23 protein-coding genes are annotated in these 25,660 nt (G+C 44.3%); 11 read left to right on the top strand and 12 right to left on the bottom strand.

All coding sequences use genetic code 11. The features are described 5' to 3' along the window. Nucleotides 1-97: 97 nt before the first annotated feature. From J4N23_RS18345 to ffh, 7 genes are all read left to right on the top strand, one after another. Nucleotides 98-733: an O-methyltransferase gene (locus tag J4N23_RS18345; RefSeq protein WP_207429292.1), complete on the top strand. Its 636-nt coding sequence runs from the start codon at nucleotides 98-100 to the stop codon at nucleotides 731-733. Nucleotides 734-737: 4 nt separating this feature from the next. Then, nucleotides 738-1,412, top strand: coding sequence for a glucosaminidase domain-containing protein (locus tag J4N23_RS18340; RefSeq protein WP_207429291.1), 675 nt, complete (start codon nucleotides 738-740; stop codon nucleotides 1,410-1,412). Nucleotides 1,413-1,419: 7 nt separating this feature from the next. Then, the gene (locus J4N23_RS18335; protein ID WP_207429290.1) at nucleotides 1,420-2,244 is read left to right on the top strand and encodes a glucosaminidase domain-containing protein; all 825 of its coding nucleotides are present in this window, start codon (nucleotides 1,420-1,422) and stop codon (nucleotides 2,242-2,244) included. A 57-nt stretch (nucleotides 2,245-2,301) separates the two neighbouring features. Beyond that, complete coding sequence (locus tag J4N23_RS18330) at nucleotides 2,302-3,057, top strand: carboxypeptidase-like regulatory domain-containing protein (RefSeq protein WP_207429289.1); 756 nt, start codon at nucleotides 2,302-2,304, stop codon at nucleotides 3,055-3,057. Next, entirely contained in the window at nucleotides 3,054-3,386 is a 333-nt protein-coding gene (locus J4N23_RS18325; protein ID WP_242689285.1) for a hypothetical protein, read from the top strand. The genes J4N23_RS18330 and J4N23_RS18325 overlap by 4 nt, the downstream gene beginning before the upstream one ends. A gap of 46 nt (nucleotides 3,387-3,432) precedes the next feature. Continuing rightward, nucleotides 3,433-4,431, top strand: coding sequence for a DUF3078 domain-containing protein (locus tag J4N23_RS18320; protein ID WP_207429288.1), 999 nt, complete (start codon nucleotides 3,433-3,435; stop codon nucleotides 4,429-4,431). A gap of 185 nt (nucleotides 4,432-4,616) precedes the next feature. Beyond that, a complete protein-coding gene (gene ffh / locus J4N23_RS18315; RefSeq protein WP_207429287.1) occupies nucleotides 4,617-5,960 on the top strand; it encodes a signal recognition particle protein in 1,344 nt (447 codons plus the stop codon). Nucleotides 5,961-6,008: 48 nt separating this feature from the next. Here the strand turns inward: ffh and murF are convergent, their stop codons facing one another. Continuing rightward, nucleotides 6,009-7,307, bottom strand: a complete 1,299-nt coding sequence (gene murF, locus J4N23_RS18310; RefSeq protein WP_207429286.1) for a UDP-N-acetylmuramoyl-tripeptide--D-alanyl-D-alanine ligase — start codon at nucleotides 7,305-7,307, stop codon at nucleotides 6,009-6,011. Nucleotides 7,308-7,396: 89 nt separating this feature from the next. Here murF and J4N23_RS18305 point away from each other — a divergent pair, with 89 nt between their 5' ends. Continuing rightward, entirely contained in the window at nucleotides 7,397-9,904 is a 2,508-nt protein-coding gene (locus tag J4N23_RS18305) for a M14 metallopeptidase family protein (RefSeq protein ID WP_207429285.1), read from the top strand. A 44-nt stretch (nucleotides 9,905-9,948) separates the two neighbouring features. Here J4N23_RS18305 and J4N23_RS18300 read toward each other — a convergent pair whose 3' ends face one another. Continuing rightward, the gene (locus tag J4N23_RS18300; RefSeq protein ID WP_207429284.1) at nucleotides 9,949-12,795 is read right to left on the bottom strand and encodes a pitrilysin family protein; all 2,847 of its coding nucleotides are present in this window, start codon (nucleotides 12,793-12,795) and stop codon (nucleotides 9,949-9,951) included. A 41-nt stretch (nucleotides 12,796-12,836) separates the two neighbouring features. Next, entirely contained in the window at nucleotides 12,837-13,973 is a 1,137-nt protein-coding gene (locus J4N23_RS18295; protein ID WP_370527297.1) for an acyltransferase family protein, read from the bottom strand. 80 nt (nucleotides 13,974-14,053) lie between these two features. Between J4N23_RS18295 and J4N23_RS18290 the strand changes: the two genes are divergently transcribed. Then, nucleotides 14,054-15,235: an anhydro-N-acetylmuramic acid kinase gene (locus J4N23_RS18290; protein WP_207429283.1), complete on the top strand. Its 1,182-nt coding sequence runs from the start codon at nucleotides 14,054-14,056 to the stop codon at nucleotides 15,233-15,235. Nucleotides 15,236-15,289: 54 nt separating this feature from the next. Here J4N23_RS18290 and J4N23_RS18285 read toward each other — a convergent pair whose 3' ends face one another. The 6 genes from J4N23_RS18285 to J4N23_RS18260 all read right to left on the bottom strand — a co-directional run bounded on the left by J4N23_RS18285 (nucleotide 15,290) and on the right by J4N23_RS18260 (nucleotide 20,991). Then, complete coding sequence (locus tag J4N23_RS18285; RefSeq protein ID WP_207429282.1) at nucleotides 15,290-16,279, bottom strand: inorganic phosphate transporter; 990 nt, start codon at nucleotides 16,277-16,279, stop codon at nucleotides 15,290-15,292. Between the two features lie 15 nt (nucleotides 16,280-16,294). After that, complete coding sequence (locus J4N23_RS18280; RefSeq protein ID WP_207429281.1) at nucleotides 16,295-16,942, bottom strand: DUF47 domain-containing protein; 648 nt, start codon at nucleotides 16,940-16,942, stop codon at nucleotides 16,295-16,297. Nucleotides 16,943-17,004: 62 nt separating this feature from the next. Then, entirely contained in the window at nucleotides 17,005-18,048 is a 1,044-nt protein-coding gene (locus tag J4N23_RS18275) for a cell wall metabolism sensor histidine kinase WalK (RefSeq protein WP_207429280.1), read from the bottom strand. 12 nt (nucleotides 18,049-18,060) lie between these two features. Then, complete coding sequence (locus tag J4N23_RS18270; RefSeq protein WP_207429279.1) at nucleotides 18,061-19,194, bottom strand: NAD(P)/FAD-dependent oxidoreductase; 1,134 nt, start codon at nucleotides 19,192-19,194, stop codon at nucleotides 18,061-18,063. After that, a complete protein-coding gene (locus J4N23_RS18265) occupies nucleotides 19,181-19,894 on the bottom strand; it encodes a methyltransferase domain-containing protein (RefSeq protein ID WP_207429278.1) in 714 nt (237 codons plus the stop codon). The genes J4N23_RS18270 and J4N23_RS18265 overlap by 14 nt, the downstream gene beginning before the upstream one ends. Before the next feature lie 2 nt (nucleotides 19,895-19,896). Continuing rightward, nucleotides 19,897-20,991, bottom strand: a complete 1,095-nt coding sequence (locus J4N23_RS18260) for a type III polyketide synthase (protein ID WP_207429277.1) — start codon at nucleotides 20,989-20,991, stop codon at nucleotides 19,897-19,899. Nucleotides 20,992-21,041: 50 nt separating this feature from the next. Here J4N23_RS18260 and J4N23_RS18255 point away from each other — a divergent pair, with 50 nt between their 5' ends. Next, complete coding sequence (locus J4N23_RS18255) at nucleotides 21,042-21,923, top strand: UbiA family prenyltransferase (protein WP_207429276.1); 882 nt, start codon at nucleotides 21,042-21,044, stop codon at nucleotides 21,921-21,923. Between the two features lie 27 nt (nucleotides 21,924-21,950). Here the strand turns inward: J4N23_RS18255 and J4N23_RS18250 are convergent, their stop codons facing one another. Genes J4N23_RS18250 through J4N23_RS18240 form a run of 3 tightly spaced genes read right to left on the bottom strand, consistent with a single transcriptional unit; the run spans nucleotide 21,951 to nucleotide 24,268 of the window. Continuing rightward, nucleotides 21,951-22,592, bottom strand: a complete 642-nt coding sequence (locus J4N23_RS18250) for an HD domain-containing protein (RefSeq protein ID WP_207429275.1) — start codon at nucleotides 22,590-22,592, stop codon at nucleotides 21,951-21,953. Between the two features lie 18 nt (nucleotides 22,593-22,610). Further along, the gene (locus J4N23_RS18245; protein ID WP_207429274.1) at nucleotides 22,611-23,285 is read right to left on the bottom strand and encodes a rhomboid family intramembrane serine protease; all 675 of its coding nucleotides are present in this window, start codon (nucleotides 23,283-23,285) and stop codon (nucleotides 22,611-22,613) included. A 5-nt stretch (nucleotides 23,286-23,290) separates the two neighbouring features. Next, nucleotides 23,291-24,268: an alpha/beta fold hydrolase gene (locus tag J4N23_RS18240; protein WP_207429273.1), complete on the bottom strand. Its 978-nt coding sequence runs from the start codon at nucleotides 24,266-24,268 to the stop codon at nucleotides 23,291-23,293. A gap of 160 nt (nucleotides 24,269-24,428) precedes the next feature. Between J4N23_RS18240 and J4N23_RS18235 the strand changes: the two genes are divergently transcribed. Next, on the top strand, nucleotides 24,429-25,598 hold the full coding sequence (locus J4N23_RS18235) for a porin (RefSeq protein WP_207429272.1): 1,170 nt from the start codon (nucleotides 24,429-24,431) through the stop codon (nucleotides 25,596-25,598). Nucleotides 25,599-25,660: the final 62 nt, after the last annotated feature.

Genomic DNA, 25,660 nt, shown 5'->3' with positions numbered 1-25,660 from the left:
TGAGAGTATCGTGTGGTCGATTTTCGCATCCTGTTGATAATGTTGAGTTTATAGGCGAAAAATTTGCGGCAAAAAACAATTTTATATATTTGTAGCCATGGAACTGCTTACTGAGGGACTGCAGGCCTACCTTGAGCAACACTGCGAACCAGAGCCAGAGTTGCTTAGGTACATAAACCGTGAGACGCATTTGAAGGTGCCTATGGCCCGGATGCTCTCAGGGCATTACCAGGGTCGTGTCCTAACTTTTCTGAGCAAGCTCCTCTCTCCCCGCCGCATTTTAGAAATCGGAACTTTTACAGGCTACGCAACTTTATGTCTCGCTGAGGGCTTAAGTGACGATGGTATTATCCATACTATTGATATTAATGTAGAGCTTGAAGACCGGGTGCGGGAATATTTTAACAAGTCAGACTATCATTCGAAGATCAACTACCATCTTGGGAACGCACTTGACATTATTCCTGGGTTAGATGAAGTTTTTGATATAGTCTTTATAGATGCCGACAAAAAGAATAATCAAACATATTACGATTTAGTATTTGATAAAATAAGAAAAGGCGGGCTCATTATAGTAGATAATGTACTGTGGAGCGGTAAAATAACACAGGGTGCAAATGATAAGGATACCTCTGGAATCCGGACGTTTAATGAAAAAGTAACATCAGACCATCGCGTAGAGAAGCTAATACTTCCGGTACGCGATGGTTTATTCATAATCCGTAAACTGTAAAACTATGCTAAGAAAATTTTTAACAATGAGCCTGTTTGCTCTTTTTATGACAGGCACAGCATCGGCACAGTCGGCAGCACAGAGATATGTTGAAGCATATAAGGAAGCTGCTATACGTACAATGAATGAACATGGAGTTCCAGCCAGTATTGTGCTTGGAGTTGCAATTCATGAGTCGGCTAGTGGTACAAGCAAGATTGCAAAATATCTTAACAATCATTTCGGGATGAAGGGTAAAAGCGGTCCGAAGCCTATTCCATCAGCTTACAAGGGTTATGAAAGCGTGGATGATTGCTACGCGGATTTCGTATCTCTGCTGAAGAGAAGGTTCAATTCGCTGTTCATTAAATATCCGGATGGTGATTATAAGAAATGGGCAATTGGTATCCAGAGAGGTGGTTATGCCGCCAGCAAAAGTTGGGCGTCTCAGGTGGTGGGCATCATCAAAAAGTACAAGCTGTACGAATATGATAACCCTGTTCCCGAGAACCTGCGGCCCCTGGAAACAGTAAAAGTAAATTCAGTTGAAACTGTAAATCAGGCAGTAACGTATCAGGTTAAAAAAGGGGATACGCTAATTGAAATAGCAAAGAAGTTTAACACGACAGTACAGTCTATCCTAATAAAAAATAGTTTAAAAAACAGCAGCCTGAGCATCGGCCAGATATTGCATTTGTAAGATTTTGATGAAAAGATTAATTCTGATAGCCTGTGCCGGACTTTCTATGTCCTGCACCAGCATAAAGATTGCGGCGAAAGAGACACGGCCAGTACCCAAAACGAACCAACCACAGCGCGTAATAACAACAGAAAAGCTAAGTAGAAATTCCACTGCTGACGCATATATAGAACGCTATAAGGACATCGCAATTGAAGAAATGCTAAAAAGTGGCATTCCGGCAAGTATTACGCTGGCTCAAGGACTTCTAGAATCTGCAAACGGAAATAGCACACTGGCAACGCAGGCTAATAATCACTTCGGAATTAAGTGTAATGTGGACTGGACCGGTCCGACGATCTTAAAGGACGATGACGCTATAGGGGAGTGCTTTCGTGTATATAACAACCCCGAAGAATCTTATCGGGATCACTCTGAGTTTTTGAAAAGAAAGCGCTACGCTGCGTTGTTTGAGCTCGACCGGAATGATTATCGCGGCTGGGCTCATGGACTGAAAAAGGCGGGTTATGCTACCAATCCCCGTTATGCCGAATTGCTGATTGGCTTGGTGGAGCGTTACCAGCTCGATCAGTATGACCGGGCAGAGACGTATATCGCCAAAGAACAAAGAGAGGAGCGGGTCTTATCGGAAATCATCAAAGAGGAGCCGGTTAAGCAGATCAATCAACCGGAAAAAGCGCCGGTAGCGATGAAGATCTACGAGGTGAGGCAAGGAGATACGCTGTATTCTATCAGCAGACGCTTCGGTATCAGCGTGGACGATGTCAAGATTTTGAACTCTATTAACGGTGACGATATTAAACTCGGGCAGCTTCTTCTAGTCTCAAAATAAGTTAAGGAATGTTAAAACTGCAATTCGCTTGCAACAAAAACTTTAACTTTAACCGACTTGAAAAAAATAAGCCTGCTATTTTTCTTTATAATTTCCTTTTGTACACTATTTGCTCAAGAGCGAGAAGTTCAGGGTTTGGTGTTTGATCTGGACACCAAGCAACGATTGTCTAGAGTGTACCTGTACAATCTTCGCACGCATAAAGGGTTTTATAACAACACGAAAGGCGAATTTTCTACCCGTGTAAGTAAGGGGGATACACTGATAGCGGCCCTGCCCGGCTACCGAGTGGACACGCTGACCGTTCAAAATCAGAATACACTTCTTTTTTACTTAAAAAGAACGAGTATACAGCTCCGTGAGGTAGTAGTGACCGACACAGTAGGAAGTCCTGCTGCACGACTGGAACGCGTTAAAAGAGAATACAAGGACATCTACCGAAAGGGGAGCACTGAAGACATTCTTCAGATAGGAGGAGGCAATGGGACAGGTGGAGCAGGGCTTGGGATCGATGCCTTATGGAGCTTGCTGAGCAGAGAAGGAAAAAATGCCAGAAATCTTCAAAAAATTATTGAGCAGGATTATCGCGAGATGATCATCAGCTACCGTTATAGTAAAAGTTTTGTGGCCCAAATCACGGGCTTAAGCGGTGACAAGTTAACAGACTTCATGTCTCAGTACCGGCCAAGCTATTATTTTGTGCTCGATGCTAATGATTACGCTTTTATTGATTTCGTTCAAAAAGCGTACGAACAGTATAAGAGAAATCCTGCAGCAAATCGTCTTCCTCCTCTAAAGCCGTCAGATAGATGATGCGTTTTCCTGTCATTTGTGTGCCTTTTTTGCCAATGGCGGGTATGGCGCTTTTTCCCTTTATTTTAATAAAAAGGAGTGAATACAAGGGAGATCAGGTATTGCTGAACCACGAAAGGATTCATATAGTACAGCAGCTGGAGCTGCTCTTAGTTGGATTTTATCTGCTCTATTTCTTGAATTACCTGATCAATCTCCTAAAATACAAAAAGCACGAGCTGGCTTATTTGAATATCGTTTTTGAGAAGGAGGCCTATCGTCGCGAAAGTGAAACTTCTTATTTGAAAAGGCGCGAAATTTGGGCCTGGCGGCGTTTTCTATCTTTTTAGTTACGAATTAGATTTTTCATACTCTTCAAATTTCAGTTTCTTTGCGATGATGTTGAAAAGGGTGTTTAGTTTTCTGTTAGTAGTTTGTTCTTCAGTTGTATATGCGCAAAACACAGCAAGCGACACTACCGGATTAAGTGGCTTGAAGCAGTATCCTAAGAAAAACACCTTGCCTGTACGAAAGCCGGTATTGCAATTACAACCCGTCGAAATTCCGGAGTCAGAGTTGAAGTTGAAGGTGAATTACTGGCGCAACTGGTCTACTTTTGGAATTAATATGAACCAGGCAGCATTCAGCGATAACTGGAGTGGAGGGGGAGTGAATTCTATTGCGGTCGGGCTGATGTTTAATCATAAAACCGACTATACCAAAGATGAAAAGAACTACGTCTCCGAGCTCATCTTCCAATATGGGAAGCTAAAAAACAGGGATCAGCTGCAGCGAAAAACTAACGACCGTATTTTTTGGGATAACAAAGTCGCTCTAAAGCTCTCCAAAAGCTGGTATTTTTTCGGCTCGTTGAACTTTGAGTCGCAGTTTGATCAAGGGTATTCTTATGGTAAGGATCAGCAAGGTAACGAAACCCGCACACTGATTTCGAGATTTATGTCGCCGGGATACCTAACCGAGTCGCTTGGATTTGAATATAAGCCAAATAAGTACTACTACCTTCGTATAGGTACAGGAACAGCTCGTCAGACCTTTGTGTTGGATAAAGACCTTTATCGTACTAATCCGAAAAATTTTGGGGTTGCGCCCGGAAAAGTGGTGCGTAATGAACTTGCCTTTCAGTTGGTGAGTAACTATGAAAAGGATATCATGGAGAACTTGAGGTTGAAGACCAGATATGCTATGTTTGCCAATTATGAAAGGTTAAATAACATCGACCACCGATTGGACGCCACTCTTATTGCAAAGGTCAACAGGGTTGTGAACGTTACTATTTCCGGTATAGGCGTATACGACGACGATGCCAGTGACAAAATCCAGGCCAGCCAAACATTAGCCCTTGGCTTAGTGTATAAATTTCCAAACGTGAGGTAGCAAACATTGCTTTTCCAGAATCTGTAGTGGGGAGAGGACAAAAGCTGGCCACTGCTAGTTTGCAATTTCCTAAACAAGCTTCCAAGAACGCGTAGCGAAGTGCTCCGTGGCTGGGATATGTGATTAATAGACAAGATGTTTTATATTATTCCTTAAATTTGCACCTCTAAAGTTGAAATTAGAATATGTTCGAAAACTTACAGGATAAACTCGACAGGGCATTTAAAGTCCTGAAGGGACAAGGTACTATAACAGAAATTAACGTCGCGGAGACGATGAAGGAGATCAGAAAGGCCCTTCTTGATGCTGACGTAAACTATAAAACTGCCAAAACTTTCACTGATGAGGTGAAGCAAAAAGCCCTGGGTGAAAATGTGCTTACCGCAATTTCTCCAGGTCAATTGCTTACCAAAATAATGAACGATGAGCTGACAGAACTGATGGGGGGCTCGGTAACAGAAGTTGATTTAACTGCTAACCCTACTGTCATTTTAATTGCAGGTTTGAACGGAGCAGGGAAAACAACCTTTTCCGGAAAGTTGGCTAATTTTTTAAAGACAAAAAAGAATAAGAAGCCTTTACTGGTTGCCGGTGACGTGTACAGGCCTGCCGCTATTAACCAGCTGCAGGTATTGGGCGAGCAGATCGGAGTTCCTGTTTTTGCTGATCTTGAATCTAAGGATCCGATCGGTATCGCAGAGCGGGGTATCGCGGAAGCGAAAAAGAATGGGCACAACGTGGTAATTGTGGATACTGCAGGTCGTTTAGCCATCGATGAGGAGATGATGAACGAGATTGCTGCTGTAAAGCAAAGTACTAACCCTCATGAAATTCTGTTCGTAGTAGATTCCATGACCGGTCAGGACGCTGTGAATACGGCTAAAGCTTTCAACGATCGTCTTGACTTTTCTGGTGTCGTTTTAACGAAGCTGGATGGTGATACACGTGGTGGAGCTGCCCTGTCTATTAAATCGGTAGTGAACAAACCGATTAAATTCATTGGAACAGGTGAGAAAATGGATGCTCTGGATGTATTTTATCCGGATCGGATGGCTTCACGTATTCTTGGGATGGGAGACGTGGTGTCTCTGGTGGAAAGGGCACAGCAACAGTTTGATGAGAAAGAGGCAGCTGAACTCCAAAAGAAGATCCGCAAGAATAAGTTCGACTTCAATGATTTTCTCGGTCAGATCCAACAGATCAAAAAGATGGGTAATATGAAGGACTTGATGGGAATGATTCCGGGGGTTGGAAAGGCAATCAAAGACGTTGATATCGACGATAATGCCTTCAAGCCTATTGAAGCGATTATTCAATCTATGACTCCTTATGAGCGGGAGAATCCAGACTCGATCAATCCCAGCAGAAGAGCAAGGATTGCCAAAGGCTCTGGTACTGAGCTTCAGGAGGTAAATAAGCTGATTAAGCAGTTTGAGGACATGCGAAAGGTGATGAAACAATTCAGCAACCCTGCCCAAATGGCGAAGATGATGAAGGGAATGCCGAAAATGCCTTTTGGTAAGAGATAAAAATAGAAAAGCCGGTTAAAAGCCGGCTTTTTTGTTGTCGCGTGCTATTTAAAGCACTTCGAGTAGTTGCTCCAGTTTCATGCCTCTTGACCCTTTGATCAGAATAGTGGCGTTTTTGAAATCAGCTTCCTTAGTAAAGGTTAAGGCTTCTGCCGTCGACTCGAAAAAATGTGCGTTTTGGGTATTCTTCAAGCTTAAAAACTCTTTTCCTATAAAGATCCTTTCATCAGCCTCTGTTTTCAGTGCTTTCTCCAAAATGAATTGATGCTCTTCAGCTGCTTCGGTGCCTAGCTCGAACATATCTCCCAGTATTAACACTTTCCGCGCTGCGGAAATGCCGTCAAAATTGTCGAGGGCAACAGACATGCTGCTAGGATTGGCATTGTAGAAGTCGCAGATCAACGTGTTCGTTGCCGTTCTCGTTACCTGGGAGCGGTTGTTCCCGGGGACGTATGACGCTATTCCTTCGTTGATCAGTCCTGGGGCTAATCCGAAATGAAGGCCAATGGTAATAGCCGCCAATATATTTTCCAGGTTGTAGGCTCCGGTAAGATTTGACTGTATCTGGTGCTTTTCGCTCTTAGTCTCCCATTCTACGGAGAGGAATGGATCATTTTTAATAATTCTTCCACAAACGGAACAATCACTACCGCTGCCGAAATAGATTACCTGTTGGAGCTGCCTCGATAAGCTCATTTCCATCAAATGATTACTGTCCCTATTAATAAAAGCAATGGCGTTCTGTTCCTTGAGATAGTCGTATAGTTCCCCCTTGCCTTTCTTCACCCCCTCAAAGCCACCAAATCCTTCCAGGTGTGCTTTGCCAACATTAGTGATTAAGCCGTGAGTAGGTTGAGAAATGCTGCTTAAGAAACCGATTTCTTTCTGATGATTGGCTCCCATTTCAACAATAGCAAGTTCGATGGATGAATCAATAGACAGTAACGTAAGTGGTACTCCGATATGATTATTGAGGTTGCCTTGTGTGGCAAAGGTTTTAAACTTTTGCGACAGGACGGAATTGATCAACTCTTTACTGGTTGTTTTACCGTTGGTGCCTGTGATTCCCACGACGGGAATAGCAAGCTGTTTTCTGTGATAAGATGCTAATTGCTGTAGTATTTGGAGTGAATCATCAAACAAAAGGTACTTTTCGCTTTTTTTGAATGTAGGATTATCGATGATGGCAAAAGCAGCGCCAGCATCAAGTGCTTTTTCGGCAAATGCGTTCCCATCAAAATTATCCCCCTTGAGGGCGAAAAAGAGACAATCTTTCGTGATCTTCCTTGTATCGGTAGAAACGGAGGGGTGCTTCAGATAGATCTCATACAGTTCTTCAATTGACATAGAAAACCTTTTTTGGCAATAATAAGATGAAATATGCAATCCATGATAGTTTTTTTCCAAATGATCATTTGCTTCGGTAGATTAGTAATATGAGACGAGCGGCATTGCTAATATTCTTTCTGCTATTATTTAAACCCGGCTTTTCGCAAAAGCTGCACTCACCGGCGCAATTTTTAGGATATCAGCCCGGGGAAAGGTTTACTCCTCATTACCGCGTGCTTGAATACTTTCGACATGCTGCTTCTGTATCCGCTCACATAAAACTTCGGGAATATGGAAAGACCTATGAAGGACGTGAGTTGCTGGTCGCTTTCCTCGGATCGGCTGAAAATCTAGGTCATTTAGAGGATATTCGGAAAAACAATTGGAGGCTGAGTCATGGGCAAGCCGGCAATTCAGATTCAGATAGTCCCGCTATTATTTGGCTAAGCTACAATGTTCACGGGAATGAGGCGGTTTCCACCGAGGCCTCTATGCAAACTTTGTATGACTTGTTGCGTCCCGATAATCTGAAGGCAAAAGATTGGTTGCAAAAGACGATAATAGTAATTGATCCCTGCCTAAATCCCGACGGCCGGGAACGGTATGTAAATTTTTATAATTCGGTTAAAAATGTCGTTCCGGATGCACTTCCATTCACCCGAGAGCATATGGAACCTTGGCCCGGCGGCCGCTCCAATCACTATTATTTCGATCTGAACCGCGATTGGGCCTGGCAAACACAGCTGGAAACCCAACAACGGATGGCGCTCTACAATTCCTGGTTGCCTCAAATTCATGTCGACTTTCATGAGCAGAACCTTAATTCTCCTTACTTCTTTGCCCCGGCGGCTGAGCCGTTTCATCAGGACGTCACTCCCTGGCAACGGGAATTTCAAAAAGTTATAGGAAAAAACAACGCACGGTATTTTGACGAGAAGGGTTGGCTTTATTTTACGCGGGAGCGTTTTGATCTGCTTTACCCATCTTATGGCGATACCTATCCAACTTATAACGGGGCGGTAGGGATGACCTTTGAGCAGGGTGGCGCTGGAAGGGCTGGTTTGGCTGTTATCAACAGGGAAGGAGATACGCTTACACTTGCCCAGCGTATCGAACATCATCATACCAGCGCTCTTTCTACTGTCGAATCTGCTGCAATGAATGCCTCTCAACTCGTTGCAGAATATCAAAAGTATTTTTCTAATAGTCGTAGTAAGCCACCCGGACAATATAAGTCGTATGTAATCAAGGCTGAAAATCAGGAGAAGCTGAAGAAGTTGGCCAACTTGCTTACTAAAAATGGGATTGTATTTGGATACGGTTCGGCGAAGAATAGCCGCGGCTTGAATTATGTCACCGGGAAGGTGGAATCTCTGAGTATAACACCACAAGATATGGTGATTAGCGCTTATCAACCAAGGTCAGTGCTTCTAAAGGTTTTGTTCGAGCCTCGCACCTTCGTTTCAGATTCTGTCACCTATGACATTACTGCCTGGGCTTTGCCATATGCCTACGGACTAAAAGCTTATGCGACGAAGGAGGCATTGAAGCCATTAAGTGCATCAGCTCCCAGCTTGAGTTTGGTTAGGGCGAAAGTTGAGAATCCGGTCGCTTTTGCGGCCAACTGGAACTCTATAGCCGATGCCAGATTTTTGTCGGCTTTGCTAAAACGAAACCTACGGGTGCGTTACTCGGAAGTGCCTTTTGAGGCGAACGGTAGGTTGTTCAATGCGGGGTCGCTTCTTGTTACTAAAACGGGAAATGAATTTTTAGGAGAATCCTTTGAATCTACTGTTGAGTCTATCGCTTCTGCTGCAGGGGTTAGTCTCCAGCCGCTTAGTTCTGGCATGGCGGAGAGAGGGCCCGACCTCGGCTCGGAGAAAGTTCGGTATATTAAACCTCCTCGAGTTGCACTGATTGCGGGCGAAGAGTCGTCGCCACTTGCTGTGGGTGAAGTGTGGCACCATTTCGAACAGGAACTTAGCTACCCGCTGTCTATCATCCGGGCAGTAGATTTTAACCAGGCCGATTTGACAAAGTTCAATGTGCTTATTTTCCCCGACGGAGATTATCCAGGTATAGCAAGTGAAAAATTGCTAGCATGGGTGAACGATGGAGGAAAAGTAGTATCCATGCAGAGTGCCTTGAATAGTCTTGCCGGGAAAAGAGGGTTTAATATCAGCCTTAAAGGGGAAAACAAGGAAGGTTTAAAAGATCATGAACCGGAACTTGTCGATATTCTGAAACCCTATGCAAATCGGGAAAGGGAGTCTGTGAAAAACAATATTCCCGGGGCAATTTTTAAACTTCGGCTTGATAATACCCACCCTTTGGCGTTTGGTTTTCCTGATTACTACTTCACACTGAAATTGGACGACAAAGTTTACAATTATATAAGTGAAGGTTGGAACGTTGGCATACTAGAGAAGGGAAGTTACGTAACAGGGTTCGCGGGCGCAGAAACAAAAAGAAAGTTGACAGGTGGCTTATTATTCGGGGTGCAAGAAAGCGGCGCAGGTTCTATCGTTTACATGGCCGAAGATCCTTTATTTAGAGGGTTTTGGGAAAATGGGAAGCTGTTATTCAGCAACGCTATTTTCATGGTAGGGCAGTAGTTAGGAAAAAAGCCGTCCTTCGAGGGACGGCTTTTTTGTGAGGTTTACTTTTTCTCTGGCAGCAAGACGAATTTTATATAATTAGCGCCGCTCAAGTATTTGTTGGCTGCAGTTTTAAGGGCAGCCGGGGTGATCTTTTTCAAACTCGCAACATACCCAAGCACGTCGGTTGGGTCTTCATTAAGTTGATATTGGCTACTGATATAGCTCGCCCAAAAGCTATTTTGTTTCAGCTGGGTTTCGGTAGTTCTTGTTTCCTCGGCTACAAACTTAGCGATATCTGTGGCAGCCGCGCCGTTCTTCCTGATTTTGCTAATCTCATCTAAGGCAGCGTTAGTCAGCTTATCCACGTTTTCAGGAGCCGAACCAAACACGATAGTAAAGGCGTAGCGGTTTTTTGGGTACTTCGAATAGCTCACATATGCTCCCGGACTGTAGACTCCGCTTTCTTCTTCGCGTAAGCGTTCAATTAACTTAATCTGCAGCACTTCAGCCAAAGCGTCAAGCAGGTTATTGTTTTCCTCGTTGTAGCTGTAGTCACCGCTGAATACTAAGCGCACGCTTGCTTGATCTTCCTGGCCCTTCCGAACTTCTTTCGTTATTTTTCCTGCAGGAATCTGTATCCCGAGGTCTCGGGCCTGTTCATTTCGTTTTAGCGTGGGGAGCGATCCCAGGTACTGCTCCAAGAGTGGCTTGATCTTTTCATTATCAAACGTACCAACAAACGTGAACGCAAAGTCGCTTGCATCGGCAAAGCGTTCTTTGTAAATCTGATAGGCCTGATCCAGGTTGATCTGCTCTATTTTACTTAGGGTTGGACCGGTACGACGAATATTGTAGTTCCCCAGAACGGCTGCTATGGTATCTGAAAAGACGCTGGAAGGATCGCTGGCGCGGTTGGCAATGGCTCCTTTCTGTTGTGCAACATGCGCTTGGAAGATTTCCTCATCCTTACGCGGTTGCGTAAAAAACAGATAGGTGAGCTGTAAGGCCGTTTCCAAGTCCTTGGGTGAAGCGTAGCCGCTGATGCCCTCGGTACGTTCAGAAATGTAAGGGCTTACCGACACCCGTTTACCGGCAAGCATTTTGGGCAACTGGATGGAATTGAAGTTCCCGACACCGCTTCTGCCTATAATGCTGGCCGCGTTAGCTGCAGACTGATAGCTGGCATCAGGGTATAAGGATGTTCCACCAGGACTTGAAGCGCTAAAAATAATTTCATCATTTTTGAAATCGGTGGGTTTAAGTACCACCTTCACCCCATTGCTGAGGGTCAGTTCTGTCACCCCGATTGCTTCTAGTTTTTTTTCAGCTACGACTTTTCCTCCGTTTAGTTTTGCGCTGATCAGTGGTTCGTTCGATACCTGGTCGACATAAGCACTTAGGTTTTGCTGCTCCACCGACTGTATCCAGGTGTTTATGGTCGCTTCATTTGGAATAGTTGCTGACTCCTTTTCCGGAGCCATGATGATCACATCTCGGTTTACATCGACCAGGTACTGCTTTGCTAAGCCGTTCACATCGCTTAGCGAAATCTGTCCGAGGGTATTTTTGGCGAAATTGTATTCGTATTCGATGCCCGGACTGGCTTCTCCTTCCAGGAACATTCTTAAGTACTCCTGAACGTAGTTTTGCGAATTGGTCTTGCTGCGCTCATTGTAAGCAGCCTCCATCGAAGTCATATACGACTGCTTCGCTCGTTCTAATTCTGTCGCGGTAAAGCCAAACTTTTCAACCCGTTCAGTTTCTGTCAAGGCTGCTTTAAATCCTTTTTCAAGGTCTCCTGGCTTGGCCACTATCACGGTTGAGGCCACATCAAGATCAGCCAAAAGACCGCTTATACTGCTTCCAGCCTGGAGAAAAGGAGGATTCGCCTGCTTCATCAGCTCGGAGAAGCGCGCAGCCAACATTTGGTTGTACAAGGATCTTACAATGCCGTTTCTTAAATCAGCCGTTGTTTTTACCACCGCCGCAGGATGCTTTACCAGCACTTGAGCTACGGTGTAGGGCATTTCCGGATCGGTAACAGCAATAAATTGGTTTTTATTAAGTAAGGGAATTTCGTAGTCAGTCCGTGCTTTTGAATTTGTCGGCTTTTTAAGATCCGAAAAGGTGCTTTTAATCATTTGTTCCACCTTTTGCACATCGATGTCTCCTACCACTATCAAAGCCTGGAGGTCTGGTCTGTACCAATCTTTGTAAAACTGCCGAAGCGCCTCATGATTGAAGCTTTTTAGTACCTCTTCTGTTCCTATTGGTAAGCGATTAGAGTAGCGGGAATTGTTCAAAAGTAAGGGGAGATATTTATTTCTCATTCTTTCCTGTGCACCTTTTCCAAGTCGTTTTTCTTCAAGAATTACCCCTCTTTCTTTTTCTATTTCGGCCGAGTCAAGCGATGCGTCCTGGGCCCAGTCTCGCATGATTTGGATGCCATTTTTTAATAGTTCAGGGTCGTCTGTTGGGATAGGGAGCTGATAAACAGTTTCATCGAAGCTTGTGTAGGCGTTCAAGTCGGCGCCGAAGCGGATGCCGGACTTTTGTAAGTAATCTACAAGAGCATTTTTAGGAAAGTTTTTAGTGCCGTTAAAGCTCATGTGCTCCATAAAATGGGCCAGGCCCAACTGGTTTTCGTTTTCGAGGATAGAACCTGCCTTTACTGCCAAATATAACTGAGCCCGGTTTCTGGGTTCGATATTCCTTCTGATGTAATAGGTGAATCCGTTGTCTAGTTTCCCAATAAGTACAGCCGTATCCGTAGGCAACGTATCTGCTTTCGGTGTTACCGCAATCGTTGGCGTGGTGTTGGTCTGCCTGTTCACGCTGCAAGCCGCGACAGTAAATGCAGTCACTATCCAAATGGGGACAAGGTTTTTAGTTAGAATTTTTTTCATAGTAATTGGATTACGTTTATTAGGATATCAAGTATAGTACGTCAGACTTTAATTATTATTTTCTTGCTATACATCCACCAGAGGATCAACATCCAGATGAATACAAAGGTAAAGGCCCAGGCCAATGAAGCATTCAATGGCGACAGGTAAGGGGTGTAAACACTGGTATAGATCCAGGTTTTCAAGCTCACTTCCTCGCCCGCTGCAGTTATCTTTATTGCATTCATCGATTTCGCCATTATACTGGATAGGAAAAATACGGTAATAGCATTGACTCCATAAAAAACGAAGGGTTTTGTCCACGTTTCATAGCCTTTGAGATCTATAACTCCGTAAAGTATTGCAAATAGTAGCATCGCAAATCCCGAGGTATATAATACATAGGAGCTAGTCCATAAAGCTTTGTTTATTGGGAAGGAGTCGTCCCACCAGATAGCGGCAGAAAGGAAGACGATTCCAGCCCCAAACATGGACATTAGTTTTGAGCCGTTGGCAATGCGCTTGCTCTTGACCAGCTGTCCGGTTAATACTCCCGACAGGCAGGTTGCAATTGCTGGCAGCGTTCCAAGTAGTCCTTCCGGGTCCCAGGTTTTTGACTGCTGCCAGAGGTGCGATTCCCCAAATACTACCCTATCAAGCCATGCACCCAAATTTGTATCCGGATCAAAGTTTGCAGGCCCAATGCCGGGGACGGGTACCTGAGTAAGCAGTATCCAGTAAAGGCCTAACAATCCTGCGAAGATTCCCGCCTGTGCTTTCCATCCCATTTTTAGGAAAATAATGGCAGTAGCGAAGAAAACGAGCGCTATTCGTTGCAATACTCCCGGTATCCTAACCGTTTTTAGTGCTTCGAGAGGATCTGTCAGTACAAGGGGAAATAGGGCAAGTATGAGGCCGAGTGCAAACAGTATCACTGTTCTTTTGATGATGGAGCCTACCAGGCTTTTATGATTTGAAATTTCTCTTTTCCTTGATCCTAGAGAAAAGGTAATGGCCACGCCAACGATAAACAGGAAAAAGGGAAAAATAAGGTCGGTAGGGGTACATCCATGCCAATTTGCATGTCTTAAAGGTGGATAAAGGGCGCCCCAATTTCCTGGATTATTTACTAGAATCATAGCTGCAACGGTCAGCCCTCTGAAGGTGTCGAGTGACACAAGCCTTTTCGTGGTATTCACAATTTAAACTCTATAGCTATTAAAGCTAATGCTTATCATTTCTAAAAGCAATTCTTTCGTAGCAATTGCTACTTTTATTTATGAATTCATGGTTGACGCGTTTAAGTAAAGCGGCGGAACTGGACAGCCGTCTGATAGTTGGGTTGATGTCCGGCACCTCACTTGATGGACTCGACGTGGCCCTCTGTCGGATAAAGGGATCCGGGCTTGCTACCCATCTGGAACTTTTAGGCTTCGAAACCTTGCCCTACGAGGAAAAGTTCAAAGACGACGTTCGTCAGGTATTTTCTAAGCGGGAAATCGATCTCGAGAAGCTCACTCTGCTGAATGCCTACGTTGGAAGAATGCACGGAGAACTTGTGCTGACGTGCCTTAGTCGCTGGAGAGTTGTCCCAAGCAGCGTCACCTGTATTGCCAGTCATGGACAGACAGTATACCACGCTCCACAACGAATCCACCGACAAGCTGGTTATCCCGATGCCACTTTGCAAATTGGAGACGGCGACCATCTTTCGGTATCGACAGGGATACCTGTGCTTAGCGATTTCCGGCAAAAGCATGTAGCAGCAGGTGGGGAAGGAGCTCCGCTAGCTTTATATGGCGATACGATCTTGTTTTCATCTGATGAGGAAGATAGGGTGTTGTTGAATATAGGTGGCATTTCCAACTTTACTTATTTACCCCGAACCCAACAGAAGGGCCCTATTATTTGCACTGATGCTGGTCCCGGTAATACGCTCATTGACGCCCTGACTAAGAAATTGTTTGATAAACCTTATGATGCGGATGGAACGATCGCATCGTCAGGAACGGTCATCGTCGAACTTTTGCAGGCCCTGATGGACCATCGCTTTTTCTCTGAGCCCTTGCCAAAAACTACCGGGCCAGAGCTTTTTAATTTGCAGTATCTCGAAGCAGCGCAGTTAAAGGCGAGGGGCTCTAATGCGTCTCCAACTGATCTCATTGCCACAGTCACGGAATTTACTGTTCAGGGAATTGTGAGGACTTTAAGACAAGGCATACCGGGGCAGCAATATGGACTGTATGCGAGCGGAGGAGGAGCGCATAACCGGTTCCTATTAAAAAGGTTGAGCGAAAGCTTGGGACTGGAAGTTAGAAAAACGGAAGTTCTTGGCCTGGGAGGAGATGCGAAGGAGGCCGTCCTCTTTGCTATTTTAGCAAACGAGACCCTTTGCGGATCGGCTATCGCTACTGGCGCTGGCCCTCAGCTGATGATGGGAAAGATTTCTTTGCCGGGCTGATATAAAAAAAGCCGCCCAATAGAGTGGCGGCTCCTAAGTTTTATGAATGTGACGTTATGCGAATAGCGACATTACCCAGTAGAAGAGGGCAGCAAGTAAGGCCGAAACGGGGATAGTTAACACCCACGCCCAGATAATATTGATTGTCACTCCCCAACGTACTGCAGAGATCCGCTTGGTGATTCCAGCTCCCATGATGGATCCGGTAATTGTATGGGTTGTTGATACTGGAATTCCCAGGTTGGCAGTAGCGAATAAGGTCAACGCTCCCGCACTTTCTGCAGCAAATCCTTCAAAGGGAGAAAGTTTCGTTACTTTCTGGCCCATTGTCTTTACAATCTTCCAACCGCCGAACATAGTTCCAATAGCAATCGCTGCGTGACAGGCTACAGGAACCCATAAAGGCAGTTCTTCCATGCTTGGGATTACTTGCTGGGCAATCAGGGCAGCCCCGATAATACCCATTACTTTTTGAGCATCGTTACCGCCGTGGCCAAGACTGTAGGCCGCCGCCGAAACGAGCTGCAGCCTCCGGAAGATCTTATCTACTTTAGATGGATTGGATCGCTTACATAAGTGCATAGTGATAATTGATATCGCATAAGACACAATCATTCCGATAAGTGGTGCTAGTACAATAAAATACACTGTTGGCATCACTTTAGAGTAACGAACTACGTCAAAACCAGCATGCGCGATCGCAGCACCCGCAAAACCACCAATAAGGGTATGCGAGGAGCTGGAAGGGATTCCAAAGAACCAAGTAAACAGGTTCCAGGTGATAGCAGCTAAAAGTCCTGCAGCAACCACCGTAAGACTGATAGCGGTTGCATCCACTGTTTTTGCTATTGTATCTGCTACATGTAGTGGAAAAATAAAGAGCGCAATGAAGTTAAAGAATGCTGCCCAGATAACCGCCGATAGTGGTGAAAGCACTTTGGTAGACACAATGGTTGCAATGGAGTTTGCGGCATCGTGGAAACCATTTATAAAATCGAAAATTATTGCGAGTGCAATGACCGCAATAAGAAGTGTTGTGACCATTTATTCCTTTTCCGATTAGGCGTGTTTAACCAAAATAGACTCAAGTACGTTGGCAGCATCTTCACACTTGTCTGTTGCTGTTTCTAACGCTGAGAGTACTTCCTTGTACTTGATAAGTGCAATTGCGTCCTTCTCATGTTCGAAAAGCTCTGCTACCGCGGTATCAAAAACGTAGTCAGCCTGGTTTTCCATGCTGTTAATGCGCACGCAAGAGTCGGTGATAGTGCGGATGTTTTTAAGGTCTTTAAGCACTCTCACCGCTTTATCAACATCCTGGCATCCTTGCAGAATCAAATCAGCCAATTTCTTAATTGCCGGAGTAGCTTCTGTTACTTTGTACAGTTGCATGCGGGTAGAGGATCCATGGATGAAATCGGCAATATCATCAATAGCAGAAGCCAATAAGTGAATGTCTTCCCTATCGAAGGGGGTGATGAAGTTTTTACCAAGCTCCAGGAAAATTTGATGGGTGATTTCGTCTCCCCGGTGTTCTAAATCTTCGATTCGCTTCGTTAATTCCTGTTTTTTTTGAAGATCGTTGGTGTTGACCAGTTCTTGTAGTGCCTCACCTAAAGAGATTAGATTTGCGCTTCCCTGCTCAAACAACGGAAAGAATTTTCGGTCCTTCGGAACGAAATACTGGAGAATACTGTTTAATGACATTTAGTTATCTATAAGTGTTACAAAGGTATTAACCGTATGTTAAGTTAATGTTAACACTTTGCTTAAACACTTATAAATGGTTGTTTTACACGTTCGAGCGTAAAAGCAAAGGTTGTGCCCACGCCTTCGGTACTCCTGACAGTAATGGTCTGTTGATGTGCTTCCAGGATATGTTTTACGATAGCCAAACCCAGGCCGGAGCCTCCGATTTGTCTTGATCTACTTTTGTCAGTCCTGAAGAACCGCTCAAATAGCCTTGGCAGGCACTTTTCCTCGATGCCAATGCCATCGTCTGTTACTTCCACCAAAATCTGATCGTGAAGCTCAAATAATTTGATAGACGTACTTCCGTTCTCCTTCCCATACTTAATGGAGTTCTCTACAAGGTTTACAAGCACCTGACAAATTTTGTCCCTGTCAGCGTTTACCCAAGTCGCAATATCGTACTTGTCTTTAAAGATGAATTCTATTTTATGCTTCCTCGCTTTTCCTTCCATTTGCTCCAGCACCTCTTTGATCAATACAGTAATGTCGAACTTTTCAAAGTTGATAGGAAGGTCGCCGCTTTCGAGCTTGGAAATAATATCGATGTCTTTGATTAGAAGATTGAGCCGCTCGGCATTTTTCGCCGCCTTGTTCACAAACTGCATGGCCATGTCATGATCCTCAAAGCCGTCTTCCTGCAAGTTTTCGAGATAACCCTGTATTGCAAAAAGCGGAGTCTTTAGTTCGTGTGAGATATTACCCAGGAACTCTCGGCGGTATTGCTCCTGTTGTTTCAGTGCCTCTATTTCTATCTTTTTTACGCTGGCCCACTCCTTTACCTCGTTCTCCACGTCGTTGATCGGGTCATTACTTACGTATTCTCCCAAAGCATCTTTCAGGTCTTTTCCAAGCTTCAGATTGTGAATGAGTTTGTATATGAGCTTGATTTTGCTGTAAACGTAGCGCTCAATGAGGTAGTAAAAGACGATAAAACAGACAACAAGCGTAATGGCAAAGGCCAGAACAGAATGAGAAATGCTTTGTTGAAAATAAAAGTTTACCAGCGCAAGCGCCATGGCAACCACAAAAGCATTAATAAAAACTAATACTCTAAGTTTCATATTACAATGATACTAAAAAGGCCGGCCATGTGTTTTTTTTATGATGATTTCGGCCAGGGAAGGGGATATATTAAGTGTACTAACTGCAAATTCTGACAGAATATTTTTACCGAATAGTTTTTGAACCTGCCGACCGAACTGAAGCCGCCTTCGAAATTCATTGTTCCAGGCCTGTTTATAGGCCTGTTCCAGGCGGGATCTGGGAGATAAATGATATTTGCAAAGCAGATCAGCAAGGATTTTGGCTGAATGAATTGCTATCGCCATGCCGTTTCCACAAAGGGGGCTAATCATCCCAGCCGAATCGCCGCAAAATAGCACATGGTCTTCAATCAGCGACTTTACTGCAAAAGATATTTCATTGATGACTTCGGGTTTATCGTAAATAAATTCCGCCTCTGTGAAGCAATGCTTTAAAAAAGGGTTTCGAGACAATATGTTTTTTTCCATCTCCTCCAGAGAGCCGGCCCTTTTCAGGTTGTCCGTCTTGGTAAGATAGCATAAGCAATATTTATCTTGTTCAATTTTTACAGTTCCGCAGTAGCCGCCCTCGAAGTTGTCCAGCTGAATGAGATCCCTCGGTAAATCTGCCTTTATATGGTACTTTACACCCAAATACGGACTACGTTTGGAGAAAAAGGCTCGGTGCTTATCCAGGTTCGACCGCTTTCCGTGAGCAGAGATGACATAGGAGCTTATAAGATCGCTGTGGTTCGATAGGGAGGTGGTGAAGTTGTTGTCAGAGAATACAATGTTGTTGGCCTTCAGTCCGAGCAGGAACTGTACACCCTCCCGCTTCGCCTGCTCAAACATCAATTGATCCAGATGAAAACGGCTGAGTCCGAAACCACCCAAATCTAAAGTAGTCCTGAATATTCTTCCAGAAGGGGAGCTAACGGCAAGTTTCTGAATACTAGAAGCGCCATAGTCGCTGGGGTGGATACCAATTTTGATAAGCAACGGCAGGACCTCGTTCGAAATGTATTCACCGCAGACACGATGGAATGGATACACTTTTTTTTCAACCACCGTTACATCAAATCCTCCTCTGTTTAGTAATATCGCAAGGGTTAAGCCCGCCAGTCCCCCGCCAACAATGGTGACGGTTTTGTCCCTTTTCTTCTGGGGCTGTTTAAATGCTTGCATGTTCTTGCTTGAAAAGTATCAACTCCCAGCGGAAGGCCCATTTCCACTTGAGACGGTAATTTGTAATTCCGGCCTCGGCCAGCATTCGCTCAATTTCTGCTCGTTTAAAACCGCGCAGTACCGAAAGCTGAGAGTCGTGTTTTACCATTTTTGATTTTGAGAACGCTTTAGTGAGTGCTCCAATTGAATGATAAGCAAACCAATGCCGGTGCAGATCATTGACAACTACCGCGTAACGACTACACTTTAGCATTTTTTGCATAAGTGCGATCCATTCCGAATCCTTGAAATGATGGGTAAATAGACTTGATAAAACGATGTCAAATTGATCTTCCGAGAGCTCTGGGGAGAATACATCCCCGTGGAGATAGCTAATCTCGGGGAAGTCTACGGATTTATTCCGGGCATAGTCTATAGCAGTGGCGGTAGCATCTACCCCTACAAACCGTAGGTTCAATCTCTTTTTTCTAGCCCATCGTACCAGAACCCTAAGCGAGTCGCCACCCCCGCAACCCCAATCGCTTATAATCATGTCGTTCTTCAGATTCAACGTGTTGAAAGCGTTGAAGAAAACAGCATAGCCGCCCAGCAGTCGGTTGATCACTTCGAGCTCGTCCATAATTGGATTTATGGTTTCAGGACCGAGGTTGAAATCGTCCATCATTTCCGCTTCTGTGCTTCGCTTGCTGAAATCCGCCATTTTTACGCCGCTTCTAAGATCATGCTCTCCACGGTTAGGCCGGGACCAAAGGCGAAGCTCATAGCTTTTTCGCCAGGCTGTATTTTTTGCAGGAGACGTTGTAGTACAAAGAGGATAGTCACCGAGGACATATTTCCAAATTGCCGGAGTACATCATAAGAGCTTTGAAGTGCTTCCTCAGGGAGATTAAGATTTTCTTCGCAAACTTCCAAGATTCTCCGCCCCCCGGGATGTATGGCTACCTGTGTTATTGATGCTGCAGCTAATCCTGCCTTTTGAATCAGTTGATCAGCTACATGATTAATTTTTCTGCCTATGTTTTTTGCTATCTGAGAGGATAGTCTCATTTCAAATCCGGAGTTCCCAATTCTCCAGGCCATCTCGTCTTTGGCCTCAGGAACGATAGTATTGTAAAAGGTTTTAAGTATCAGACCGGTAATAGATGCTTGTTTAGTTGATTCAACTAATACAGCGGCTGCCCCGTCGGCAAAAAGCGAGTTTGCAATCCAGTTATCCAGGGTGCTTTCCCGCTGGAAGTGGAGCGTGCACAGTTCCACGTCGACCATCAGTACCTTAGCTGTGTGATCGGCTCTGCAGATGTAATCAGCCGTTTTTAAGCCATTAAAGGCGCCGTAACAACCCATGAAGTTGATACAGGTACGCTCAATTGAAGGGTTCAGTCCCGCGTCCTGAATAAGGTCAATATCGAGGCCGGGAGCATACATGCCGGTGCAGCTCACGGTAATAAGGTGAGTTATTTCGGTAGGTAGGATATGGCGTTGCTGAAATAGTCGCTGCAAGGCTTCCAGTGCTATTTTTTTTGCTGTTTTCTCATAAAGTTCACTTCGTTTTTTGGTATCGGGAAAAGGGCTTAAATGATTGTCATTTCCAAAAAAGGAAAAAGTTCCACGTGGCACTCCAAAGTCCTGTATTACAGAGTGTCTGAACGCGATACCTGAAGCGTCATATAACTTTCTGAGGCGGCCGCCGTCAGTTTCGCTAAGCTGGTGCGCATCAATCATGAAGTTCAGGATTTGCTGCTGAGGAAAACGATATTCAGGGTTTGCTGTTCCTATTGCTGATATAATGCTTTCCATCTTAATTTTTTATATTTTTAAGAACATAAATCAACAGCTAAGGTTTGCAAATGAAGCTTCTACCTACCAAATCGGCCTTGCTGCACCTGAGGTTCATGTTCTCATTGTTCCTGCTGCCAGTTTTTGTATTCGCCCTGAGCCAAGCGCCAGAAGTTAGTTCATGGAGCGCCTTTCTAGTGTTCGTTGTCTGGCACTTTTTCGTCTATCCAGCCAGCAACGGCTACAATAGTTATTTTGACAAAGATGAAGGCAGCATCGCTTTGATAGAAAAGCCACCGGCTGTAGATAAGTCCTTGTACAATTTCTCGCTTCTATTGGAAGGGATCGGCGTTTTACTCGCTTTGCTGGTAAGTCTGGAATTTGCAATGGCGGCAGTACTTTACGGCGTCCTGTCTAAAATGTACAGTCATCCGTCAGTACGCCTGAAGGCTCATCCCTATCTTAGCTTTCTGGTTGTTTTTATTTTTCAAGGCGCCTTTATCTATTGGGCAAGTTATGCAGCTATCTCAGAATTAAGCCTGGCTCAAAGTTGGTCGTATCCAAATATTGTTGCCGGGTTAACTTGCTCTTGCTTGATAGGGGCATCTTATCCACTTACCCAGGTCTACCAACATGAAGAAGACTTAAAAAGGGGAGACCGCACGCTCAGCTTAGTTCTTGGAGTTAAGGGGACTTTTGTGTTCGCTGGATGTTTGTTTGCCCTAGGTTGCGGCCTGATGTTTCATTACTGGGAGCTTCAGCATACAACCGTCTACTTTTGGTTGTTCCTGGTTTTTGTTCTTCCGGTCATGTTTGTCTTTTTGAAATGGCTAATCAGAAGCTGGAAGGATAGGCACAATGCGAACTTTAAATTTATGAGTAAAATGACTATGGTAAGCGGACTGGCAATGCTCGGCTACTTTCTTACCATTTTGATCCTGCGACTATTGTAGCCGCCCCACCGCTGCAGGCGGAATGGTCTACCCGCCGTTCCACTCCCGATAGAATTCTTCCAGATACAACTCCATAAACTGATGTCGTTTCTCGGCGAGTTTTTTGCCAGTGGCTGTGTTCATCTTGTCCTTCAGCAGCAGAAGCTTTTCATAAAAATGGTTGATAGTTGGCGCCGCGCTTTTTTTGTACTCATCCTTGCTCATGTTTAAGTTTGGTGCAATTGCTGGGTTGTAGAATTCACGTTGTTTATAGCCGCCAAAGCTGAAAGCGCGGGCAATGCCGATAGCGCCAATAGCATCCAGCCGATCTGCATCCTGCACCACTTCCAACTCTTTTGAATGATAGGTCACTTCTCCTAGGCTGGCTTTAAAGGACATATTGAGTATGATCTGTCCAACATGCGCTATTCTTTCCTTATCCACGCCCAGGCTTTCTAAAAAGGCCGCTGCTTTTGCCGGACCTACTTCTTCATCGCCTGCATTAAATTTAGAATCGGCAATGTCATGCAGTAGGGCAGCGAGTTCTACTGTTAGCAGGTCTACTTCTTCTTTCGAAGCAATGTTCTTTGCTGTTTGCCATACCCTGTATATATGCCACCAATCATGTCCCGCTTCTGCTCCTGCTAATGTTTCTTTTACAAATTCTTCTGTTTGTGCAATAAAGTCCATCCTGCAAATAAAGCACTGTTAGTAATAATCGTAGCTTTCTTTTCCTTTTTTCTTGCGAGATCTGAAGAAAAAGCCTCTAACAAAGCCATAGCCAAAGCCCCCAATGTGCGCCCAATAACCAATGCCAGCGGTATCAGCAGTTTGGAGTCCCAGGGTAGCATAACCTTCAAACAGTTGTTGAGCTATCCAGAATAAAAGAAATGCGAAGGCCGAGACCCGGAACACAAAAAAGAAAAACAGGATTTTAATACGGGAAGAAGGGAACATAACCAGGTAAGCCCCGAGCGTAGCGGCAATGGCTCCCGAAGCTCCAATGCAAGGAATGGTGCTGCCAGGTAGCACCAGGCAGTGAACGAGAGCTGCAAAAACGCCCCCGGCCAGGTAGAAGAGAATGAATCGGATGTTCCCGATTGATATTTCGATATTATCGGCAAAGATCCACAGAAAGAGCATATTGCCTATTAGATGCATCCATCCACCGTGCAGAAACATGCTGGTAAAGAGGGTATGCAAGCTTCTGCCGCTTGTTACTTCAGACGGAACAGCGCCGTAGGTGTAAAATAGCTGCCCCAGTTGCTGTTCGTTCAATTGCAGTTCCTGCCAGAAAAAATAGCAATTCAGAATAATTAGAAGATAGGTGAATACCGGCTTGTGTTTCCCTCTTACATTGTCATCCCCGATAGGAAAAAGCATATAGTTTAGTTAAGGTTTTTAAGTAATGAATTGATAAACTGTTCTGATATTTGGATATGCGGAATATGCCCTACTCCCTCAAATTCTATCAATTTGGCATTGGGGATTTTTCCTGCGATCTGCTTTCCCAGTATTTTGTACCTGCCGTGCGAAGCCTGCTCCTCTTTGGAGAGAAGCCCTTTTCCTACGATGGTCTTATCTTCAAGGCCTATGAAAAGTACAGTAGGAACTTTAAGGTTGGGAAATTCATGCACCACTGGTTGTTCATATATCATAGTAAAGGTCATCGCCGAGACCTTTGCAGACCGTGGAAATTCTGCGCTTTTTGTCGTTCCGGCTGCAACATCTACCAAATAGTTGTATTCACTTTTCCATTGGGGAAAGTAGGAGCTTTGGTAGTAGTTTTTGATGCTTTCTGCTGAAGATTTCAGTTCGGCTTTATATTGCTCTTCTGTACTTATATAAGGCACGAAGGCTCGGTAGTCTTCTAATCCAATTGGATTTTCAAGTAGCAGTTTTTCTGTACGGTCCGGATACATTAAAGCGAAGCGGGTAGCAAGCATTCCACCCATAGAATGTCCTAAAATAGCAACTTTCTGAATTCGCAGTGTATCAAGCAACTGTTTGTTGAATCGTGAAAGCAAGTGAAAGCTATAGTGGATATAGGGTTTTGATGACTTGCCAAAACCGATTTGATCGGGGACCACAACTCGGTAACCCTCCCGGTTTAAGGCTTTAATTACTTCTGTCCAGTAATAGCCGGCAAAGTTTTTTCCATGAAATAACATAACTGTCTTTCCATTAGGGCGGGAAGCGCGGACATCCATATAAGCCATCCGTAAATCTTGCCCTTCAGAGGCTACGTTCAGGTACTTTACCGGATAGGCGTATTTAACTGATTCTAAGGAAATGGACAAGGTGTCTGGCTGAGCACTAGCAACGACACAGATAAATAGGAAATGCAGAAACAGTAGAGGTTTCATTTGTATTACTTTAATATTAACAGTTAATAATAATTTAACATTGGATTTGCCTTTGCTTAATCTGCTGTTAATAATTTTGGAACAGCGATTTAACAAACAATTTCGGCCAGTTAATTGCTGATTTGAACATACTAACAGCTACACAATGATAAGTGTCAGAATGAAAAAAGGTTTTTTGGGGTGTTCTGTGTTTTTATTCGCTTTGGCCGCCAACGCCCAAATAGTTGTTAAAGAAAAAGTAGGCAAGGGTATTCGGATAATGGCAGCAGACTCGTCCTTCTACACCAGGATAAATGGACGGGTCCAGACGCTTTATTCTGGGACTCATAGTCTTGCTAATGATCAGTACTCGGATAACATACAGGTTAGAAGAGCTCGGTTGAAATTTGAGGGGTTTGCCTTTAATCCTGATTTTGAATATAAAATTGAACTTGCTCTAAGTAATGCCGACATTGCAGGTGCGGCGCCCCAGAATTCAAATACCTCTAATATTGTATTAGATGCCGTAGCAAAATGGAATTTTTCGCCTGGTTTCAGTTTGTGGTTTGGTCAGACTAAATTGCCGGGAAACAGGGAACGCGTTATTTCTAGCCAGCGATTGCAGTTTGTCGATCGGAGTCTATTGAACTCCCGCTATAACATTGACCGGGATTTAGGTTTTCAACTTCATCATCAATTCAAGACAGGAGAAGCTATATTTCGTGAGGTGGCAGCGATTTCTATGGGTGAAGGAAGAAACATAACGGAAGATAACAGAGGAGGTTATGATTTTACCGGACGGGTAGAAGTATTGCCTTTCGGCGACTTTGAAGATGAGGGTGATTACTTTGGTGCCGACCTCGCCAGGGAAAAAACACCGAAACTAAGTATCGGGGCAACGTATGATTTTAACAGCCGGGCAAGCAGAGAAAGGGGACAACTGGGCGAGTTCCTTAGCGCACAAAGGGATCTGAAAACGTTGTTTGTAGACGCTATGTTCAAGTATAGGGGTCTTTCCGCCATGGCCGAATACGCAGATAAAAGGACAAACGGATCTCCGATAGTCTCCCTGACTAATGACGGAGATGTGGAGAACAGTTTTTTTACGGGAACGGGATTTAACTTGCAGGCGGGATATTTATTTAAAAATAACTTCGAGCTAGCCGCACGATATTCTTCTATAGATCCTATTGATATAACAGAAAACAGTACCGAAAAACAATATACACTTGGTGTCTCAAAATATCTTGCCGGACACACGCTAAAAGTACAGAGCGATGTTAGTCTTTTGGAGGAAGATGATCGGTCCTCGGAGTGGATGTATAGATTCCAGGTAGAAATCGGTTTTTAGTATGTTAACTTAACTTTAATTTAATATTGAGGTAATATACTTGTAATAACAATCAAAGTAAT

It is taken from the genome of Pedobacter sp. SYSU D00535 (assembly GCF_017355855.1).
In the GTDB taxonomy this organism is placed as follows: domain Bacteria; phylum Bacteroidota; class Bacteroidia; order Sphingobacteriales; family Sphingobacteriaceae; genus Desertivirga.
Note: the sequence above shows the minus strand (reverse complement) of the source record. Positions and strands in the feature narration are given on the sequence as shown.

Bases quoted from the DNA above. Each gene is read 5' to 3' on its own strand.
- J4N23_RS18345 (WP_207429292.1), top strand. From the start codon at position 98: ATGGAACTGCTTACTGAGGGACTGCAGGCCTACCTTGAGCAACACTGC.
- J4N23_RS18340 (WP_207429291.1), top strand. From the start codon at position 738: ATGCTAAGAAAATTTTTAACAATGAGCCTGTTTGCTCTTTTTATGACA.
- J4N23_RS18335 (WP_207429290.1), top strand. From the start codon at position 1,420: ATGAAAAGATTAATTCTGATAGCCTGTGCCGGACTTTCTATGTCCTGC.
- J4N23_RS18325 (WP_242689285.1), top strand. From the start codon at position 3,054: ATGATGCGTTTTCCTGTCATTTGTGTGCCTTTTTTGCCAATGGCGGGT.
- J4N23_RS18320 (WP_207429288.1), top strand. From the start codon at position 3,433: ATGATGTTGAAAAGGGTGTTTAGTTTTCTGTTAGTAGTTTGTTCTTCA.
- ffh (WP_207429287.1), top strand. From the start codon at position 4,617: ATGTTCGAAAACTTACAGGATAAACTCGACAGGGCATTTAAAGTCCTG.
- murF (WP_207429286.1), bottom strand. From the start codon at position 7,307: ATGTCAATTGAAGAACTGTATGAGATCTATCTGAAGCACCCCTCCGTT.
- J4N23_RS18305 (WP_207429285.1), top strand. From the start codon at position 7,397: ATGAGACGAGCGGCATTGCTAATATTCTTTCTGCTATTATTTAAACCC.
- J4N23_RS18300 (WP_207429284.1), bottom strand. From the start codon at position 12,795: ATGAAAAAAATTCTAACTAAAAACCTTGTCCCCATTTGGATAGTGACT.
- J4N23_RS18290 (WP_207429283.1), top strand. From the start codon at position 14,054: ATGAATTCATGGTTGACGCGTTTAAGTAAAGCGGCGGAACTGGACAGC.
- J4N23_RS18285 (WP_207429282.1), bottom strand. From the start codon at position 16,279: ATGGTCACAACACTTCTTATTGCGGTCATTGCACTCGCAATAATTTTC.
- J4N23_RS18280 (WP_207429281.1), bottom strand. From the start codon at position 16,942: ATGTCATTAAACAGTATTCTCCAGTATTTCGTTCCGAAGGACCGAAAA.
- J4N23_RS18275 (WP_207429280.1), bottom strand. From the start codon at position 18,048: ATGAAACTTAGAGTATTAGTTTTTATTAATGCTTTTGTGGTTGCCATG.
- J4N23_RS18270 (WP_207429279.1), bottom strand. From the start codon at position 19,194: ATGCAAGCATTTAAACAGCCCCAGAAGAAAAGGGACAAAACCGTCACC.
- J4N23_RS18265 (WP_207429278.1), bottom strand. From the start codon at position 19,894: ATGGCGGATTTCAGCAAGCGAAGCACAGAAGCGGAAATGATGGACGAT.
- J4N23_RS18260 (WP_207429277.1), bottom strand. From the start codon at position 20,991: ATGGAAAGCATTATATCAGCAATAGGAACAGCAAACCCTGAATATCGT.
- J4N23_RS18255 (WP_207429276.1), top strand. From the start codon at position 21,042: ATGAAGCTTCTACCTACCAAATCGGCCTTGCTGCACCTGAGGTTCATG.
- J4N23_RS18250 (WP_207429275.1), bottom strand. From the start codon at position 22,592: ATGGACTTTATTGCACAAACAGAAGAATTTGTAAAAGAAACATTAGCA.
- J4N23_RS18245 (WP_207429274.1), bottom strand. From the start codon at position 23,285: ATGCTTTTTCCTATCGGGGATGACAATGTAAGAGGGAAACACAAGCCG.
- J4N23_RS18240 (WP_207429273.1), bottom strand. From the start codon at position 24,268: ATGAAACCTCTACTGTTTCTGCATTTCCTATTTATCTGTGTCGTTGCT.
- J4N23_RS18235 (WP_207429272.1), top strand. From the start codon at position 24,429: ATGAAAAAAGGTTTTTTGGGGTGTTCTGTGTTTTTATTCGCTTTGGCC.